The sequence below is a fragment of the Amygdalobacter nucleatus genome, from assembly GCF_029167365.1.
GTDB lineage: Bacteria > Bacillota > Clostridia > Saccharofermentanales > Fastidiosipilaceae > Amygdalobacter > Amygdalobacter nucleatus.
The window spans coordinates 982,867-1,001,909 of sequence record NZ_JARFNM010000001.1; the positions used below are offsets into that span (position 1 = coordinate 982,867).

The following is a 19,043-nucleotide window of genomic DNA, read 5'->3' on the forward strand; positions in this document are numbered from 1 at the left end:
ATGCGCGCTAGATCTATGTATTTTAAGATGATTTTGAGCTCACTCTTAAGAAGGCGCTCACGTATGCTCATCGCTTTACTAGCTGTGGCCATTGGTTCCACCATAATGTCAGGTATGATCACGATTTACTACGATATTCCACGTCAATTAGGCAAGGAATTTAGATCGTATGGTGCGAATTTCATGGTTATAGCTGGCGGTGACAAGAAGATCAACCAAGAGCAATTCAAAGCTCTACAAGAGATTTTAGAAAAGAAAAAGTTAGTTGGTTTGGCTCCTTATCGTTATGAAACAGCTAAGATTAACCAGCATCCTTATATTCTTGCTGGAACTTATATGGATGAAGCTAAGAAAAATAGCCCATTCTGGTACATTGACGGTGAGTGGTCAAACAATGACGATAAAGAACAAGTGATGATTGGTAAAGAAGTTGCTAAGACTTTGAGTTTATCAGTCGGTGATACATTTACCATTCAAGGTGTTTTATATGGTCGTGATATTATTGCAACTAAAGTGACCCATACAGCTGAAGATTACAAGAAAAAGGATGCCTTCAAAGATTACTACCGTGTTAAGTTACATGTAAAAGGTATTATCACGACTGGCGGCGCTGAAGAGAGCTTCATTTTCATCAACTTAGGTATGCTTAATGAAATGTTGCAAGATAAGGAATTACGCTTGGACGGTATTGAGTGCAGTATAGAAGCTGATAATGAAGAATTGGAAGCATTAGCCACTGAAATAGCAGATAAAGTCCCAGGTGTTGTAGCAAGGCCAGTTAGACGTGTGACACAATCTCAGGACATCGTGCTTGGCAAATTGCAAGTTCTAGTCCTTTTAGTTGATGTAGTTGTTTTACTTTTGACTGTAATTTCTGTCTTTACAACTATGCTCGCCGTGGTCACAGAACGCCGCAAAGAAATTGGTTTGAAGAAAGCCTTAGGTGCTTCCGACAAGAGTATTATTTCTGAATTTATCGGTGAAGGTGCTAGTTTAGGTATCTTAGGCGGTGGCTTAGGAGTTGGCTTAGGCTTTTACTTTGCCCAACAAGTTAGCTTGAGTGTCTTTGGTCGAACCATTGAATTTTCATGGTGGATTATTCCGCTGACTTTGAGTTTAGCGGTGGTGATCACTGTGTTAGCAAGTATTTGGCCAGTTAAACAAGCTACCAGCATTGATCCAGCCTTGGTACTTAGAGGCGAATGATGAGCAACAATAAGAACCCAAATAACAGGAGATAATTATGGCAAAATATAAATTAGAAGTAGATGCGAACAAAATAAGTTCAAGTGAGCAGATTGAACGCTTGCCTGGCGATACAGATCCACGGCCAGTTATTTTGTCAGTTAGAGGTGTATCCAAAATTTATGCAACAGTTAAAGCTTTGCAAGATATTAATTTGGATGTACATAAGGGTGAATGGCTATCAATCATGGGTTCATCAGGTTCTGGTAAAACAACAATGATGAACATCATTGGCTGCATGGATAAGCCCGTAGCTGGAGCTGTTTATCTGGATGGTGAAGATATTACGAAGAAGAGTCAGCAGGAATTGACGACAATTCGCCGCGAAAAAATCGGTTTGATTTTCCAACAGTTTCATCTGATTCAATATTTGACAGCTTTAGAAAATGTCATGGTTGCGCAATACTATCACAGTATGCCGGATGAAAAAGAAGCTTTAGCTGCATTAGAAAAAGTTGGTCTAAAAGATAGAGCTAAGCATCTGCCGAACCAATTGTCAGGTGGTGAGCAACAGCGCGTATGCATAGCACGAGCCTTAATCAATAATCCTGAAATCATTTTAGCTGATGAACCAACAGGTAACCTCGATGAAGCAAATGAGAACATCGTGATTAACATTTTGCGTGAATTACATAAAGAAGGCGCAACTATTGTCGTCGTTACCCATGATCCTGAAGTAGGTGAGGAAGCTGAACGAAAAGTGATCCTCGATTACGGCAAAATCAAAGATATTATCAATTTGAAAAAGTAGTTGCCTTGTAATTAAGCAATTACTGGAAACGATAACACTTAAATATATTAGGCAATTAAAGGCAGTTTACTGTCTTAAGAATAAAAATTTAGGAGGTGCTTTATGCACACAAATAGATCCTTGCAGACAATCAATTATCTGCAAATAATCGTCGCTGTCATCTTAGCAGCCATGTCATTCATCATTTTGCCTGTATGCGGTCCGATGAAAAATGGTATGCATATGTCTTGTTACTATACAGGCATTTTGGAAACCGTAGTTGGTATTGTCCTCTTTGTCCTAGCTATAGTCAATTTAACTAACAAGAATGCCCTTGTCCATAAAATTTTGCCTTTTGCACAAATTGTAATTGCTGCAATTGCCTATATGATTCCAACTAAGATCATTCCAATTGCTGTCGGCACAACAATGAATGGTAAGACTAAGTTGATTGGTCTTTGCATGAAACCAATGCGTTGCTGGACAAGCTTCAGGGGTTGTAGCATTTGCCTCTTAATCGTTGTGCTATTGGCGCTCATTTATTTGGGTATGCAATACGTTACGAAAAAAGACTAGTGCTTAAACTATAAAACTTCTTGTATAGGCCAAGCTGTTCAAGCTTGGTCTATAACTTAATTTAGAGAAAATAAAGGAGATTTATGCGAACTAAATTTAGTTTCCGAAAGTTAGCTAAGGCTAATATTCAAAGTAAACCTCTGCGCAGCTTCTTCCTGTTACTCGTTGTCTTTTTGTTTAGCTTAGCCATTTTATCTGGCTCATTATTTATCAGCGCTTTATCTGACGGTATCATGCGCATTTCCAACAAAATGGGGGCCGATATCATGGTCGTACCTTCAGGCTACAAGAGTAACGTTGAAGATGTTTTGTTGAAAGGCGAACCTTCTACATTCTATCTACCAGCAGATACACTTGATTTGTTGGAAGAGCAACCTGGCGTAAAGCAAGTTACACCACAGCTCTATATTGCTACTTTGTCAGCTTCTTGCTGTTCTTATCCTTTACAAATTATTGGTATCGACACTAAAACTGACTTCCTAGTCCAAGCTTGGCTCAAGCAAACTTTGCCTAGAGATATGGCCGATGGTGAAGTTTTAGCGGGCCATAATATTATTGGTGAAGCGGGCGAAAAAATTAGATTTTTCGGTAAGGAACTTAAAATTGCTGGCCGTCTGAGTAAAACTGGCATGGGATTTGATGGTACTGTTTTTGTCAATATGAATACAGCCAAAATGTTAGTTAAAGCTAGTGAAAGAAAAGGTGTGCAAAAAGCTGTTGATAATAGTCAAGTTAGCGTTGTCATGGTCAAGGTCAAATCTGGCTTAGATCCAATCAAAGTAGCTGGTAATATCTCAAAGAACTTAAGTAATCGTGGCATTTTTGCTATGGCTAGTAAGAGCTTTGTTAATGATTTAGCTGATAAACTTTATATGTTAGCTGGCTTAATCAAATTCTCGCTCGTGCTACTATGGGTGATGGCGCTAATTATTTTAGCTATGAGCTATACAACTATGATCAATGAGCGGAAACGGGAATTAAGTGCTTTAAGAATTTTGGGTGCTACTAGAAAGCAGTTAAGAAAAATCGTTCTACTGGAAGCTTGGCAATTAAGTAGTGTTGGCAGCATTACTGGTGCGCTCGTAGGCTTACTTTTAACTTTGATAAGCTACCCATTGCTTGTGAATAAATGGTCTATTCCTTTACCTAATCCAAGTTGGCAAGTCTATGTATTTTATAGCTTGGTTACAGTTATTGTCGGTATGCTAGTTGGCCCACTTGCTTCTTTGCCAGCTGCTTGGAAAGTTAGCAAGCGTGACGCTTATACAAGTATGAGGGAGACAGACTGATGCTGGAAATTAAAGGATTAACGAAAACATACAAGCGTGGAGAAAAAGTCGTTACAGCCGTAGATCATGTCGATTTAACCGTTAAAGATGGTGAATTTCTGCATATTATCGGCCATTCTGGTAGCGGCAAATCAACCTTGCTCAGCCTGATAGCTGGTTTACTTACAGCTGATTCTGGTACGATAAACATCGCTAATGAAGCATTTTCAACCTTAGGTGATGAAGAACGGGCTATTTTCCGCAATCACAATATCGGAATAGTTCCGCAGATGCCAACTTTGCTTTCAGCTTTGAATGTATTTGATAACATTGCTTTGCCTTGGTACTTAAGTAAGCAAAACGAAGATGCTGAGGGCAGAGTTTTGTACTTATTGGACGAACTTGGAATTAGCGATTTGAAAGACGCTTTCCCACATACTTTGTCAGGTGGTGAGATTCGGCGTGTTCTAATTGCACGCGCTCTAATGATGGCGCCTAAATTATTGTTAGCCGATGAGCCAACTTCTGATTTAGACCCAGCTAAAACCAAAGAGGTTATGGAATTATTCCAACGAATAAACCAAAAATGCGCTACGACTTTGATTGTTGTTACGCACGAGTATGATACATTAAGTTATGGCGATCGTGTACTTGAATTGGCAAGTGGTAAATTCAAAGAAAAGGGCATAATTAGCTAGAGATAGAGGATAGGTGACTGATTAATGACTAAAAAATGGCTACTTATACTAAAGAAGCTATTAACATATAGTTTGGCCTTGCTTCTATTATTAGGCCAGGCAGCTTGCAGTAACAAACTTTCACAAGCGGAAAAAGATTTGCAAAAGAGCCAAAATGCTCCAGCCTTTGTCAAAATTAGCCGCAAAGATTTGAATATAGCAATCCAAACAGCACCCAGACATTGGCGCCCAGACTTGCCTCAGACACTGGCTGAAAAGGCCCTGATTGACCAAGTTTACGAAGGTTTGGTGACTTTGCATAATAATCGTGTACGCTTGCAACAGGCAGAAAAAATCACGCCGAATCAAGCTGCCACGATTTGGCAAATTAAATTGCGTGATGATCTTAAATGGTCTGATGGTAGCAAACTGACGGCTGAAGATTATCGTAGAAGTTGGCTTGAACATCTGAATTTAGCTAAGCAAAAACCTGAAAACGCAAGATCTGTGAACGGACAAACTGAAAACTTACAATCTGAAGCTTATCGTGGTTTTATCATCGAAAATGCTGAAGCTTACAGTGTAGGAAAAGCAGCAGCTTCCGAAGTTGGGATCAAGGTTCAAGGTGATAGCTTGATTGTCAAACTGACTAGACCTTTAGCCAATTTCCCAGCCTGGTTAAGTCAAAGTTTTTTCTATCCAACTAAATCAACTAGTGATGGTAAAGCCTTGTATAACGGGGCTTACGTCTTAGCTGAGCAAAGTGATAAGGCAATTAAATTGCAGGGCAATTCTACATATTGGGATGCGATCAATGTTTGGCTAAAAGACATCAACATAGCAATCATCGCTGATGAAATTCAAGCTTATGAGGCTTATCATGCTGGTAATCTTGACTTCATCGGTGAACCATTCTATTCAATTGCCAAAGATCGGCGTGAGGCTGCTTTACGTAGTGCCGAAAAGCTAATTTTCCCTATGGCCCGCTTAGGCTATATCAAATTACAGAATCAAGCCCATAAGCTATTTTCCGTACCTGAAAAGCGACAAGCATTGTATGCGCTTTTAGATGCGCCATTTCAAGCCAATGTGATCTTACAAGATAATTCAGAAGTCTGGCCTGAACGCAAAACTCCAACCCAAGTTGAGCGTGAAAAAGCTGCACAAGTTCTAGATAAAGGCTTAACTGAAACTGATTTAACTGAATTAAAAGAAGTTGAAACAATCGGTGTGGCTGGACCTACGATTTTGGAAAATCGGCTGTTAGTTGCAAGTAGTAAAGATTGGCTGAATGCCTTGAAAATCCGTTTTCGTTTGCAACGGCAAGCTAAGGCAAATAGCGTGCCTGACTTTAAATATTGTACAGACATTGCACCTGATGGTGAAATGAATAGTCTACTTAGGCTCTGGGACTTAAAAAAAACTATTAAGCTGGATAAAGCAGAAGCAGCCATCATCTGGACTGACGGTGATGCCAAGTATGATCAAGCTGAGTCGATCAATGCTTTATGGCAAAATCTAGCAAGTACAAATAGTATCTTGCCACTAACTTCACGCAATGCCTTACTCATGGTTAGACCAGGTTTGATTGGTGTTAGCGTTGATAAAACTGGTAAAATGCTCTTAAGTGACCTGCAGTGGCATTAAAACGCCAATTTATAATCGAAATTTCAAGTTGCAAAATGTTCACATTCATCTTGCTTGACAATCTCTTATAAATATGAGATACTATCGCCTGTTGACGCTGGTGTAGCTCAGTAGGTAGAGCAGCTGATTTGTAATCAGCAGGTCAGGGGTTCGAATCCGTTCACCAGCTTGATTAAGCCGTAACTTAGGTTGCGGCTTTTTTATTATCCAGATTGGAGAGAAGCGATGGAAATAGCGAACAAATTTGCTCTAATCACAGGTGCTAGCGGTAGCCTCGGCCAAGCTTTAGCTTTGACATTAGCTGAACAAGGCTGGTCTTTAATTTTGCATTACAGTCACGGGGAAGAGCGCATACAAACTTTATTGAATACGTTGACGCAAGCTTATTCTAGACAAGAATTTTCAACTTGGCAGGCTGATTTCAGCAAGCTCTCTACTTTAGAAAGTAGCTGTCAGACAGCTTTAACTAAGCTTACGAAGCTCAATTTGTTGGTCAATAACGCAGCACTTGATAGTTATTGCCAAATTGATGATTTAACAGTCACTGAAATACAAAACGTGCTCAATGTCAATATCGCTGCGCCCATGCTTATAGCTAAAGCTTGTTTGCCCAAATTAAAGCAAGCAACTTCATTGAAGCAAACTGCCCAAATCATCAATATAAGTTCAATTTGGGGCAATTATGGTGCCAGTATGGAAGTTTTATATTCAGCAAGTAAAGGTGCTATTAACAGCCTGACAAAGGCTTTGGCCAAAGAATTATATTCCTTCCCAATCAAGGTAAATGCAGTCGCACCAGGCATGTTTACAAGTTCGATGAATGCTATTTTTACGGATAATGAACAGAGTGATTTTGTCAATGAACATTCACTCTTACAACGTCAAGGAACGGCTAAAGAAATAGCTTCGGTTATTGCCTTTTTGGCTAGCGATCAAGCTAGTTATGTAAATGGTCAAATACTTGAAGTTAGCGGATCTTACCTATAAAATTTAATTAATATGAGAGATGATGAGGTAGCAAATTTGATCAAATTCAAACGTGTAAGTGAAGAAGATTTACAGCGCCAACGTGACTTGTGTATCGAAAACAAGGCGTTATGGGGCAGAGGTAAACAGTTTTATATCAGTACATTTGGTTGTCAATTGAATGAAAATGACTCAGAAAAAGTAGGTGGTCTATTGACTGAAATGGGCCTAACAAAGACTGACGACATCCAAAAAGCTGATATTATTTTGATCAACACATGTAGTATCAGAGAGAATGCTGCTGGTCGTTTTTATGGTAATTTGGGTGAACTTAAAGCCATGAAACGCAATAATCCTAATTTAATTGTAGGTGTTTGCGGTTGCATGATGAAACAAGAAATTTACGTTGAAAGAGTGAAGCGGAGCTATCGCTTTGTCGACATCATGTTCGGTCCTTCAGATATTTGGCGCTTGCCTGAGATTTTGAATCGACGTTTAAGAGGCAGCCGCCGTGTCTATGACATTAGCAATGATGAATTGATTGCTGAAGATCAACCAATTTTAAGAGAGCGCAAATATCGTGCTTTGGTCAGCATTATGTTTGGTTGCAATAATTTCTGCACTTTCTGTGTCGTACCACATACACGCGGCAGGGAGCGTTCCAGAAACATGGACGATATTGTGCATGAAGTTGAGGACCTGGTCAAAGAAGGTTATAGCGAAGTTATGTTATTGGGCCAAAATGTTGACTCTTATGGCAAAGAAATTCGTGAATATCGTAAAGCCTATCCCAATGCCTTTGCCGAGCTTGTGAAAAGATGTGCTCAAACAGGTATCAAGCGTTTGCGCTTTATGACGAGTCATCCGAAAGATATTTCTTTAGAATTGCTAGATGTTATGCAAGCTTATCCAAATGTTGAACGCCATTTACATTTGCCGTTACAATCAGGCAGTGACAAGGTCCTAAAAGCCATGAACCGCCATTATAATATTGAACGGTATATGATGATTGTCGATGAGGCTAGAAAACGTATACCTGATTTGAAATTTAGTACAGATATTATTGTTGGTTTTCCTGGCGAAGAAGAAGCAGATTTTGAGCAGACATTGGCGATTATGGAAAAAGTTAGATACGCTACAAGCTACACTTTCCAATATTCCCCAAGGCCAAATACGCCAGCTGCTTTAGAAGAGCAAATTCCCCAAGAAATTGTCGATGAACGCTTCCAACGCCTAGTCAATATGCAAAATGAGCATAGTCTTGAGATTGCGCAAGCTCAAGTTGGGCGTATCTGTGAAGTTTTGATTGAAGGTGTATCTGACCATGTTGATGATCGCTATACAGGCCGAAGTTCCGACAATTTCTTAATTAACTTCTCTGTTCCAGATAGCATTTGGCCAGGGCGACTTATAAATCAGCCAGCTTCCTTCAAAGGTGATTACTTAGAAGGTAAGTTCTGTAAAGTTCGTATTACTGAGGCTAAAACCTTCTCATTGACAGGTGAATACGTCTCTGGATTAGAGTTAGAAAGCGATGATGAGCTAGATCATTCTAGCTTAAACATAGCTGAGGCATAGGGAGATGAAACAGTATCAATCAGCTTTAGCCAAACCTGAATTAAGCCCTATGATGCGCCAGTATTGCCTAACTCATCAAGAGTATGATGACTATCTTTTGTTGTATCGTTTGGGCGACTTTTACGAACTGTTTTTTGATGACGCTGAAATAGTAGCTAGGGAGTTGGAGCTCGTTTTAACCGGTCGTGATGCTGGTTTAAGTGAGCGAGTACCCATGTGTGGTATGCCACATCATGCCGTAGATAACTACATTAATCGCTTATTGGCCAAAGGTTATAAACTAGCTGTCTGCGATCAAGTTGAAGATCCAGCCTTAGCTAAAGGCCTAGTTAAGCGTGAAATTACCCGTTTAATTACCACAGGTACCCAAACAGATGTCAGTGCTATAGATAAAGCTAGCAATAACTGGCTAGTTGCCTGCTATCAGCAAAAAAATTACTACGGCTTAGCCGTACTTGAGTTAGTGTCTGGTCAGTTTTTGGCTTGTCAAATCAATTTGGGTTTAACAGATAAGACCTTGTTCAACGAACTGGTTAATTATCAAGCTGGCGAATATCTTTTGCCTTGTAGTATGCAAAATCAGCCTTTGGCTAAAAGTCTTGAACAGATCAATTTGAATATTAATTATCTGCCTGAAACTAACTATCAAAGCTTAGACAAAACCTATTTACCTTTCGATTTTAAGCTTGAGGATTTGTTGCCTGATAAGTTAGAGTCAACTCAGGCCTTAGCTTATGGCGCCATTTTAGCATTATTAAACTACGTCTTAAAAACACAGCACAGTCTGCCTAGCCATCTTCAGAAATTGCAATTTTATCGCATCAGCGACTACCTGCAAATTGACGCAGCTTCCCAAGCTAATTTGGAGCTATTTACGACTTTACGTGAAAAGAAAAAGAAAGGTAGTCTCTTGTGGGCTATCGATCAGACAAAGAGTGCCATGGGCCTAAGACTCTTAAAGCAATGGCTAGAAAAACCGCTTTTAGACGTCAAAGAAATTAAAAGTCGCCAGAACATTGTGCAAACTTTGTTGGCAAACTACCGCGAACGGCAAAATTTAAGGGATTTAATCGGCCAAGTTTACGATATTGAACGTTTAGCTGGCAAATTAGGTAACGGCACAGTCTTGCCGCGCGATTTATTGGCAATCAAAGATAGCTTGGAGCTAATTCCGGCCTTTAAGCAGATTTTAGCTAGTTTGGCTGACCCTAATTTAACGAATTTAGCAGAAAACTTACAGCCTTTACCAGAAATTGTCGATTTAATCAATCAGTCTATTGCACCTGATTGCACTAATATCATTAAAGATGGCGGCATTATCAAGCCGAAATTTTCAGCTGAACTTGACCACTTACGTTCTGTAAAAACAGATAGTCAAACGTGGTTCGATGCTTATGTGCAAGCTGAAAAAGATAAGACGGGCATCAAAAATATGAAGATAGGTTACAGCCGTATTCATGGCTATTTCCTAGAAGTATCGAAATTAAACTTAAATTTGGTGCCAGATTACTATATTCGTCGCCAAACTTTAGTTAATAATGAACGCTTCACCACTAAAGAGCTAAAAGTACGCGAAAATGAGATTTTAGGTGCAGAAACTAAATTATATAGCGTTGAATTAGAGCTTTTCAATCAAGTGCGTGACCAAGTTAAGACTGAAATCAAAGCTTATCAGTTAAATGCACAAATTCTAAGCCAATTAGATGTTTTACAGAGCTTTGCCGAACAAGCTGAACAGGCAGATTATTGTTGTCCAGAATTTGTGGAAACTAAGTGCCTGAATCTGAAAGCAGCCAGACATGCTGTCTTAGAAAAACTAGCTGGTCGGGCTAATTTTGTTGCTAATGATTGTGAGCTAGATGCCGATAATCATTTTATTTTGTTAACTGGCCCGAATATGGCCGGTAAATCAACTTATATGCGTCAGATTGCCTTGATTTGCTTGTTGGCGCAAATTGGTTCATTTGTGCCAGCTACTAGCTGTCAACTGAGTCCCGTTGATCAGATCTTCACCCGTATCGGTGCCTCAGATGATTTAGGTCTAGGCAAATCAACTTTCATGGTTGAAATGCAAGAAATGGCCTATATTTTGCATAATATGACGCATAACTCCTTACTGATACTAGACGAAATTGGTCGTGGAACAGGCACAGCTGATGGTCTATCTATCGCTTGGGCTATCTGCGAAGCTTTGAATTCAGATGCAGCACTTAAAGCAAGAACTTTGTTTGCTACTCATTACCATGAACTTATAAAATTAGCTAAACAATTCAAAAGTATCCGTAATTATCATGTGACAGTCGCTGAGACTAACGACAGTATTACCTTTTTGCATAAGATAAAAGCAGGGGGAACTGACCAGTCATACGGTGTAGAGGTTGCCAAATTAGCAGGTTTACCTAAATCTATCACAGAGAGGGCCAATTCTATAATGGAAGAGCTTGGCAAGCAAATTTATCAGAACAAATTAACTATCAGCAAATGTGAGCAGCCCATGGCTAATCAGGTGCAACTTTTTTCACCAGAACAAGCGAAAAAAGATGAATTATTGGCTAACTTACAAAAGATAGATATTAACCAGTTAAGCCCGTTAGATGCTTTACACAAACTGAATGATTTAGTTCAGGCAACGAGAAAACTAAATAGCTTAAACTAAAACTAAATGACCTAAGCGAAAACTAATTAGAGGTAAAGGAGAGAAGTATGGGGCATATTAAACAATTAGATGCCGCCACAATTCAACAGATTGCTGCCGGTGAGGTGATTGAACGCCCCGCTTCAGTCGTCAAAGAACTGATTGAGAATGCAATCGATGCCAAAGCAACCCGCATTGATATTGCTGTCCAAAATGGTGGTATCAGTGAGATTAGAATTCAAGATAACGGCATTGGCATCCCTCAATCTGAATGCGTGCTTGCTTTTAGTAATCATGCTACGAGCAAATTGACCGACATTAATGATTTACATACCCTAATGACTATGGGCTTTCGGGGTGAAGCTTTAGCTTCCATTGCTGCTATCAGCCGTGTCACTCTAATCAGTAAACCTAGAGAGCAGGAACATGCGTATAAAGTTGAATTTGCCGCATCTAAGTTAATTAAAGCTGAAACGGCAGCTTTAAGTGACGGGACGCAATTAATTGTCCGTGACTTATTTTACAATGTGCCAGCTCGTTTTAAGTTCTTGAAAAAAGATCAAGGCGAAGTGCAAGCTATCACAAGAATTGTTACGGAAGAAGCTTTGGCTGCTCATAATGTCGCTTTTACTTTATCTAGCAATAGCAAATTACTTTTACAAACGCCTGGTAACAACGACTTGTTGAGCGCTGTACAAGCTTTGTTTGGCTCAGATGTAGCTGATGCTTTAGTGCCAATTTATGGCGATGATAATTACAATCTAGTCTGTAAAGGCTTTGTCGCACGTGCCAATTTAAGCCGTAAATCAAGGCGCATGGAATACTTTTTCATCAACAAACGTGCCTTTAATTCAAGCGTCGTAACCAAAGCTTTAGAAGCTGCGATGCAGCCATATCTCATGACAAGAACGTTCCCGGTTGCTTTCTTGTTTCTAAATTTGCCACCTAACTTAGTTGATGTGAACGTGCATCCACGCAAGTTAGAAGTTAGATTTTGGAATGATAATGAAGTTTACCGCTCTGTCTATTACCAAGTAAGGCAGGCGATGGCTGAAAGCTTCGAGAAAGCAAGCTCGGAGCTTTACAGTGTAAATGCACAAATAGCTAATGCAGAACAAGTAGCCGAGCCAATGCAAGCTTCTGAAACGCCTAAACAAGCTACAAGTCAGGGCACTAAACAAACTAAGGCTACGCAAGAAGCAGAAATTATAGATAAGGCGCCAATAAAGAATGTTCAAGCTAAGCCAAGTTTAGAACGAATTAGCACTTTTTCTAAAGTAGAGGTAGGCAAAAGGCAGCTTAACTTAGCTAACTCTCAAGCTGAAGTAATAATAATGCCTAATTATGCCCAAAATCTAGCTGTAAAAACGCCTAATTTAGGAGATACACCTGTAACTACACAGATAGATAATGCCTGCATCAAAGCGCCTCAAACGGAAGCTAACAAGGCCCCATCCAGTCAAGCTCAGCTTAGCTTACATGAACCTTTGACTAATTATCATGTCACTCATTCAGAAACTAATAGTGAAATTGATGCAAATAGCAAGCTGAACACAAATTTAACAAGCAATTATACGCAAGCTAAGGCTGAAATTACCTTGCCTAACTTAGCTAGCACTGAACTAAAGCGCATTGACGGCAATTTTGCCGAACTAAATAAGTTAAGCACAGCTGATTACCTTGGCCAATTGCATGGTACTTATTTATTATTTAACGTGCCTGACTGCCTGTTGATTGTTGATCAACACGCCATGCATGAAAGAATCAATTATGAGCTCTTGCTAAAAGTACAAACTACACCCAATAAACAAGCTAATTGCCAACAATTATTAGTGCCGTATGAGTTCAGTTTACCAGTTACAGAGGCTATCTTATTAAAAGATAATCTTACCTTGTTGGCTGAAAATGGCTATCAACTGGAGGCAAAATCAACTACTGAATTCGCCTTACTAACAGTCAATACGACAGATGTCCAGGCTGATTTTGCCCGCCTGATTAGCGAATTTATCAGCGATCTTAGTGAACAAACGTGGCAACAAACTGAAAATAAATTAGCCAAAAAAGAACGCCTAATTGCGCGCAGAGCTTGCCGTAGCTCCATCATGGCCAATGATTATGTCGCACCAGAACGCATTCAAAAGTTGATCCCCCAACTTTTAGCTTGCCAAAACCCTTTCCAATGCCCACATGGTCGGCCAACTTGTCTTCAAATTACACGCTTGAATATTGAAAAAGCTTTTAAGCGCAAATTATAGAAAGGACTGATAAAATGAAACAGGTGATTGCAATTATCGGTCCAACTGCTAGTGGCAAAACCAATCTCTCTCTAGCTCTCGCTAAAGAACTTAAGGCAGATATTATTTCCTTAGATTCTATGCAAATTTATCAAAAGTTAGATATAGGCACCGCCAAAGCTAGTGTGGAGGAGAGGAAAACCATTCAGCACCATCTGATTGATATAGTTGCAGCGAATGTCAATTATTCAATAGCTGATTTTTTGAAAGATTATACCGATACAGTTAATGAATTAGAAGCCAAAAAGCAGCCATATATCCTGGCAGGCGGTTCTTTGCAATATTTATTGGCTTTATGGCGTGAAGATAATTATACAGATAGTATCGCAGAAGATGCTGAATATCGTGCTAATTTACAAGCATCTTATCAAGACTACGCCAAAGACTCAGATGATAATAGCCAAAATCCTGTCTACCTTAAGTTATGTGAAGTAGATCTGAAACGAGCTCAACAGGTGCATCCCAATGATATGAAACGCATTATTCGTGCTTTAGAAATTTGCAAAACAGGCTGTCTAGCATCTGAGAAAGATCCACGTAATTTAGAAAAAAGTAAGAATGATAATTACTTGCTTTTTGCCTATAATTGGCCAAGGGAAGTACTTTATCAACGCATTAATCAGCGGGTGGATTTGATGCTAAAAGCTGGTTTGTTAGAAGAAGCGAAATGGGTATATATTAACAGAGAAAATTTGAGTACAAGCTGTTTGCAAGCTATCGGTTACAAAGAATTTTTTCCTTATTTTCAGGCTGAAATTAGTTTAGAAACAGCTATCAATCAGCTTAAATTAAACTCTAGACATTACGCCAAACGGCAATTATCAATCATGCGCAAATTACCAATCAATTACTTGGATCCACAAACAGGTATTGCTAGCCAGCTTAATTTTATTCGCCAAAGCCTATAAATTGATACAATAAGACGCATATTTTAAAGTAAATGCGTCTATTTGAGGCAAAAGATAATTAACGGCCAAAGCAAATAATGAGCTCAATAAACAACGTTGTTTAAAATCTCAACCAAAAGAGAGGGTTGTTTATGGCTAGTAATTATGCTTTCCAAACAGGGGAATATAAAAAGTCTTTTAACAATCAGAGCCTAGCGTCTTTGACCAGTTCTGATAGTTTGCGTAATAATAGTTTGCAAGATCGTTTTTTATCTGTCTGTATAAGTGAACAAATTTTACTTGATTTGTTTTTGCAATCTGATAGTAGTCAACGTGGTGTGATTGAGGCGTTTGATAATTGGGTTATACTGTTTCACGCTAAACAGCGCTATTACTTAATTTATAAGACAGCAATTGCACTTTTGACACCCGTTGAACCAGATAAAGTAGAAGCACTGATGCAATCTGATTTAAGCTATGCCTTTCAACCTGCCCGTGTTGTATTGACATTAGAAGAAAGAATGGCTAAATATCGGGTTAAATCGGATGTAAGTAACAATAAGAAACAGGCTATTCAATTTTTAGCTCTTAAACAAACGTTAAGCGATAAATTGCATAAATCATCAGGTGAACAGAAATATAATTCCGTTGCCTAGAAATTAGCGCTTTAGTTAGTTAAAATTAATGGTCGCTAGACAATTTGCTGTCAGCGACCATTTTCTAGTATAATTCGTTTAGCGAGGTTTAAAGTTAGTATGAAGTTAAAATTAAAAAGAAACGGCCCCAATAAGCATTATCGATTTAAGGGCTATAAAACTGTCAAACAAGCTAAAAGAGTTAGATTCTTTGAACGCCAGAAACAAACTTTATATCAATATATTTTTCTAGTGGCAGCCTGTGTTGTCATATTGATTTTCATCATAGCGATTAAGCCATGGGGCAAGATTTGTGATATATTGACTATCTTTGGCTTACTCTAATTTAGATTTTATGAAAAAGGGAGCTTAAAACAAGCTCCCTTTTAACTATGCCTTGATAAGCTCAGCTTGAGCAAACCGTAACTATCTATTAGTTTTACTTTTTATTAGCTTTACTTTGCTCATTAGCAGTTTCTGTTTCAACGGCTTTCGGCAATTTTTTATTCGCCAGAGGATTACTTTCAACAGCTTGATGTAATAATTCCTCATTCGTATGCGTGTAAATCTCAGTAGTTGCTACGCTCTCATGGCCAAGAATCTCTTGCAATGAACGAATATCGACATGGCCAAATTGATACATCAAAGTCGCAGCTGTATGTCTAAGCTTATGCACACTGAAATTATAATTGGCTAAACCAGCTTCACTTAAAGTCTGTTTGATCATGTGCTGAATCATACTACGTGATAATCTGTTACCTTGTCTTGAAATGAATAAGGCGGCTTTATAATTCTTCGCAGCCGGCAATCTAACATTCATATAGTGCTGCAAAGCATCAATACAAGCGTCATTCAGATAGATTGTCCGTTCTTTATTACCTTTACCAATAACTCTTAAGGTTCGCTCATTTTGATTAATATCTTGGCAGTTTAACTTCTGTAATTCAGACAAACGCATGCCACAGTTCAAGAAGAGAATCAAGATACAATAGTTGCGTAGAGCCAAACTTTTCTCTAAAGCTGGGCTGTATTTATAATCGGTAGCCATTGTCTTCAAGCTTGAATCTAATAACGATTGCGTTTGCTCTAAATTAAGATATTTCGGTAAACGTTTATATTGGCGTGGTAATTCAAGCTCACTAGCTGGGTCAACCTTTAGAATATGAATTTTTTGACTGAGGAATTTGAAGAAAGTCTTTAGACTTGAACACTTTCTAGCTCGATTAGCCACTGAAGCATTTCGCTTAGTTGCTAACCAAGCAATATATTGATAAAAATCAGTCAAAGAAATTGCTGCAAGCAGCTTATCATCAACCAATCTCAAATCAATCATATCTAATTCAATGTTTTTATAATCAGCAAATTTAGTCTGTAAGTACCAGTGGAAAAATAAGCGTAAGTCATAATGATACTCTCTGATAGTCAAATCCGAACGACCTTTGATTGCACTTAGATAAGCTAGGAATTCATCTAAGCGCGGAAATGTATCAACAATAATGTGACTAGAGTCATCAAGTTTTGCCATAATAATACCCCTGATAAAATCTATTACTTGTTTGGAAGCTTTAAGTGGTGAACATACAATAACTAAACTTAATGTAGAGACCTTAACATAAATTAGACAAGCAAATAACAAAAGTATCATTTGAAATTTTGTTGTTTTAATGCTTGTACGGCCTGAGAAGAAGAGTAAGTTAAAGTATCACTCACCTAAGTGGCCTTTTATAGAGTTAAACAAAATAATAATTTTGTTTAACTCAGTATCTAGTATAAACGTAAAATCCTATGTCTGCAAAAATTTAAGCCACAATCAAGCCACAGCCGAATTTGAGCTGTTAATTAACTCGAGTACTTAAATCAAACGCATCAATAGCAAAAATAAATTCAGCTAAATGTAAATATATAAAATTTAAAAGCAAAATTAAACCTTAATATGTATAAAAATAACTTATTGCCACAGATAGCACATAACACGTAGTCAGATAACTTATTGTGGATCAAGCACTAGCATGAACTTAAGTGCGTGTAACCAGTTTGTAATAAAGCACAAACTTTATAAAGCGTATTTTATAAACACAAATGAATAAAATTTCTGTGTATTACCAGACGTTCCTACCTACCCATAACAAGCTATTTCAGCTAGTTTGCTCAATCTCACCAAATGTGCCTAATTTTAGGGCATAAAAATACCTCTCCTAATTTGATATGTACCCCTTTTACTGGACACAACCAGTGAAAGGGGTTTTGTATGAAATACGATTATGCTTTTAAACTTAATGCTGTAGAACTATATCGCTCTGGTCAGTGGATTGAGACACCAGAAGGTATAAGTCAAAAGAATTTTAGAAAAAGAATTGTACAATGGTCAAGAATTGCAGATATATATGGTCTTGATTCTCTTCGGCATCCAACTACATGTAAAGAACGTTCGGCTGAATGTAGATATCAGTTAGTAGCTCGTGTACTTGCTGGTGAATCACAAAAATCTGTTGCTATTAGTGCAGGAATTGATAGTGGATTATTGTCTAAATGGGTTCAGACATATAAAGTTAAAGGGTATGAAGGATTAAATCTCAAAAAAGGCAGAAAAAGTAAGAAGGAAGCAAACGTGAGCAAGAAATCCAAACCCACTGATTTAACCCCATCAGAACGTGAAGAATTAATTCGTCTTAGAGCAGAAACTGAATACTTAAAAACGGAGAATGAAGCAATAAAAAAATTAATCGCCTTGAGACACGAAAAATGGGCTGCGGAACTCAAGGCGAAAAAGCAGCAATCATCAAAGAACTCCGTGAAAAAGGATACCAATTAAAATATCTCTTAAAAGCTATTGGCATGTCTAAATCAACTTATTATTTTGAGATTAACAAATCAGATGTAGTTGCTGATCGCAATGAAGAATTACTGATTGTTATTAGAGAAATATTTGAAAAAAACAAGCATAGATATGGTGTTCGTAGAATTTATCATGAATTACTAAATCGTGGATATCATATAAATCATAAGCGAGTTCAACGCCTTATGCATAAAGCAGGATTAGCTGGTAAGCGTCCAAAGGAAAAATATCATTCTTATAAGGGCGAAGTAGGTAAGATTGCTGATAATGTAATAAATAGGGATTTCAGTACAACAGCACCATTGCAGAAATGGACAACAGATGTCTCTCAGTTTAATTTTTCATGGGGGAAATGCTATATCTCTCCAGTACTGGATATGAATACGAATGAAATCATTTCATATAATTTATCAACAAGCCCGAATCTTGAGCAGGTATCAAGAATGCTGGATAGAGCTTTTGAAAAATTCCCATCTGTTGAAGGGCTTATATTTCATTCAGACCAAGGTTGGCAGTATATGCATGCCTATTTTAGAAATACCTTACAGAAACACGGTATTGTACAGTCTATGTCGCGAAAAGGTAATTGTTATGACAACTGTATAATGGAAACCTTCTTCGGAAGACTAAAGAATGAGATGTATTACGGCTATGAGAAAGATTATTCCTCCTTCGAAGAATTCTCAAAAGCAGTTGAAGAATATATAGATTACTATAATAATAAAAGAATTCAGGCAAAAACAAAATGGATGCCTCCTGTACAATACAGGATAGCATCCATGTGTCCAGCCTAGTTCATAAATATGTGTCCAGTATTCTGGGTACATATCATTTTTGTTGTGTCAGTATGTCGGCTTAATTGTTTTGTTCATTTCAAATTTTAAAAGTAAGGGCGAGCGTTAGCGAGTTTATTTACCCTTGACTTTAAAAAAAGCCAATGGTTGTTGCTCCATGCAAGGGTTTGCTCACAGGACGCAAGCACCCTTTATGGTGTATAATTGCGCCTTAGTAAATTAAGGGGTTTTGATTAGTCTTTTGACTTTCACAATTTTCTCTTTTTTTATACTTT

The 19,043-nt window shown here is 38.2% G+C and carries 16 protein-coding genes and 1 tRNA gene; 16 read left to right on the forward strand and 1 reads right to left on the reverse strand.

The features are described 5' to 3' along the window. From PYS62_RS04455 to PYS62_RS04520, 14 genes are all read left to right on the forward strand, one after another. The gene (locus PYS62_RS04455; protein ID WP_066715193.1) at positions 1 to 1,206 is read left to right on the forward strand and encodes an ABC transporter permease; all 1,206 of its coding nucleotides are present in this window, start codon (positions 1 to 3) and stop codon (positions 1,204 to 1,206) included. Between the two features lie 37 nt (positions 1,207 to 1,243). Next, on the forward strand, positions 1,244 to 1,996 hold the full coding sequence (locus PYS62_RS04460) for an ABC transporter ATP-binding protein (RefSeq protein WP_082714394.1): 753 nt from the start codon (positions 1,244 to 1,246) through the stop codon (positions 1,994 to 1,996). 102 nt (positions 1,997 to 2,098) lie between these two features. Beyond that, positions 2,099 to 2,551 carry a DUF4418 family protein gene (locus tag PYS62_RS04465; protein WP_066715191.1) on the forward strand — a complete coding sequence of 151 codons (453 nt, stop codon included), beginning with the start codon at positions 2,099 to 2,101 and terminating at the stop codon, positions 2,549 to 2,551. Positions 2,552 to 2,634: 83 nt separating this feature from the next. Then, the gene (locus tag PYS62_RS04470) at positions 2,635 to 3,840 is read left to right on the forward strand and encodes an ABC transporter permease (RefSeq protein WP_066715189.1); all 1,206 of its coding nucleotides are present in this window, start codon (positions 2,635 to 2,637) and stop codon (positions 3,838 to 3,840) included. Further along, entirely contained in the window at positions 3,840 to 4,517 is a 678-nt protein-coding gene (locus PYS62_RS04475) for an ABC transporter ATP-binding protein (RefSeq protein ID WP_066715186.1), read from the forward strand. The genes PYS62_RS04470 and PYS62_RS04475 overlap by 1 nt, the downstream gene beginning before the upstream one ends. A gap of 24 nt (positions 4,518 to 4,541) precedes the next feature. After that, the gene (locus PYS62_RS04480; protein WP_066715184.1) at positions 4,542 to 6,143 is read left to right on the forward strand and encodes an ABC transporter substrate-binding protein; all 1,602 of its coding nucleotides are present in this window, start codon (positions 4,542 to 4,544) and stop codon (positions 6,141 to 6,143) included. 96 nt (positions 6,144 to 6,239) lie between these two features. Continuing rightward, a tRNA-Thr gene (locus PYS62_RS04485) sits at positions 6,240 to 6,312 on the forward strand. Positions 6,313 to 6,368: 56 nt separating this feature from the next. Beyond that, positions 6,369 to 7,130, forward strand: coding sequence for an SDR family oxidoreductase (locus PYS62_RS04490; protein WP_066715182.1), 762 nt, complete (start codon positions 6,369 to 6,371; stop codon positions 7,128 to 7,130). Between the two features lie 36 nt (positions 7,131 to 7,166). After that, a complete protein-coding gene (gene miaB, locus PYS62_RS04495; RefSeq protein WP_315574161.1) occupies positions 7,167 to 8,687 on the forward strand; it encodes a tRNA (N6-isopentenyl adenosine(37)-C2)-methylthiotransferase MiaB in 1,521 nt (506 codons plus the stop codon). A 4-nt stretch (positions 8,688 to 8,691) separates the two neighbouring features. Then, positions 8,692 to 11,343 (forward strand): DNA mismatch repair protein MutS, encoded by a 2,652-nt coding sequence (mutS, locus tag PYS62_RS04500; RefSeq protein WP_066715180.1) that lies wholly within the window; start codon positions 8,692 to 8,694, stop codon positions 11,341 to 11,343. A gap of 47 nt (positions 11,344 to 11,390) precedes the next feature. Continuing rightward, a complete protein-coding gene (gene mutL, locus PYS62_RS04505; RefSeq protein WP_066715179.1) occupies positions 11,391 to 13,577 on the forward strand; it encodes a DNA mismatch repair endonuclease MutL in 2,187 nt (728 codons plus the stop codon). A 14-nt stretch (positions 13,578 to 13,591) separates the two neighbouring features. Then, positions 13,592 to 14,524: a tRNA (adenosine(37)-N6)-dimethylallyltransferase MiaA gene (gene miaA / locus PYS62_RS04510; RefSeq protein WP_066715178.1), complete on the forward strand. Its 933-nt coding sequence runs from the start codon at positions 13,592 to 13,594 to the stop codon at positions 14,522 to 14,524. A 131-nt stretch (positions 14,525 to 14,655) separates the two neighbouring features. Continuing rightward, positions 14,656 to 15,159, forward strand: coding sequence for an RNA chaperone Hfq (locus PYS62_RS04515; protein ID WP_066715176.1), 504 nt, complete (start codon positions 14,656 to 14,658; stop codon positions 15,157 to 15,159). 99 nt (positions 15,160 to 15,258) lie between these two features. Continuing rightward, positions 15,259 to 15,483 carry a hypothetical protein gene (locus PYS62_RS04520; RefSeq protein ID WP_066715174.1) on the forward strand — a complete coding sequence of 75 codons (225 nt, stop codon included), beginning with the start codon at positions 15,259 to 15,261 and terminating at the stop codon, positions 15,481 to 15,483. Positions 15,484 to 15,577: 94 nt separating this feature from the next. On the opposite strand, the gene PYS62_RS04525 is transcribed toward PYS62_RS04520, so the two are convergent. Continuing rightward, positions 15,578 to 16,663, reverse strand: coding sequence for a tyrosine recombinase XerC (locus tag PYS62_RS04525; protein WP_066715171.1), 1,086 nt, complete (start codon positions 16,661 to 16,663; stop codon positions 15,578 to 15,580). A gap of 723 nt (positions 16,664 to 17,386) precedes the next feature. On the opposite strand from PYS62_RS04525, the gene PYS62_RS04530 reads away from it, so the two are divergent. Both PYS62_RS04530 and PYS62_RS04535 read left to right on the forward strand, forming a co-directional pair. Continuing rightward, complete coding sequence (locus PYS62_RS04530) at positions 17,387 to 17,950, forward strand: helix-turn-helix domain-containing protein (protein ID WP_066713357.1); 564 nt, start codon at positions 17,387 to 17,389, stop codon at positions 17,948 to 17,950. Beyond that, a complete protein-coding gene (locus tag PYS62_RS04535) occupies positions 17,881 to 18,768 on the forward strand; it encodes an IS3 family transposase (protein WP_082714282.1) in 888 nt (295 codons plus the stop codon). The genes PYS62_RS04530 and PYS62_RS04535 overlap by 70 nt, the downstream gene beginning before the upstream one ends. The last annotated feature ends 275 nt before the right edge of the window (positions 18,769 to 19,043 follow it).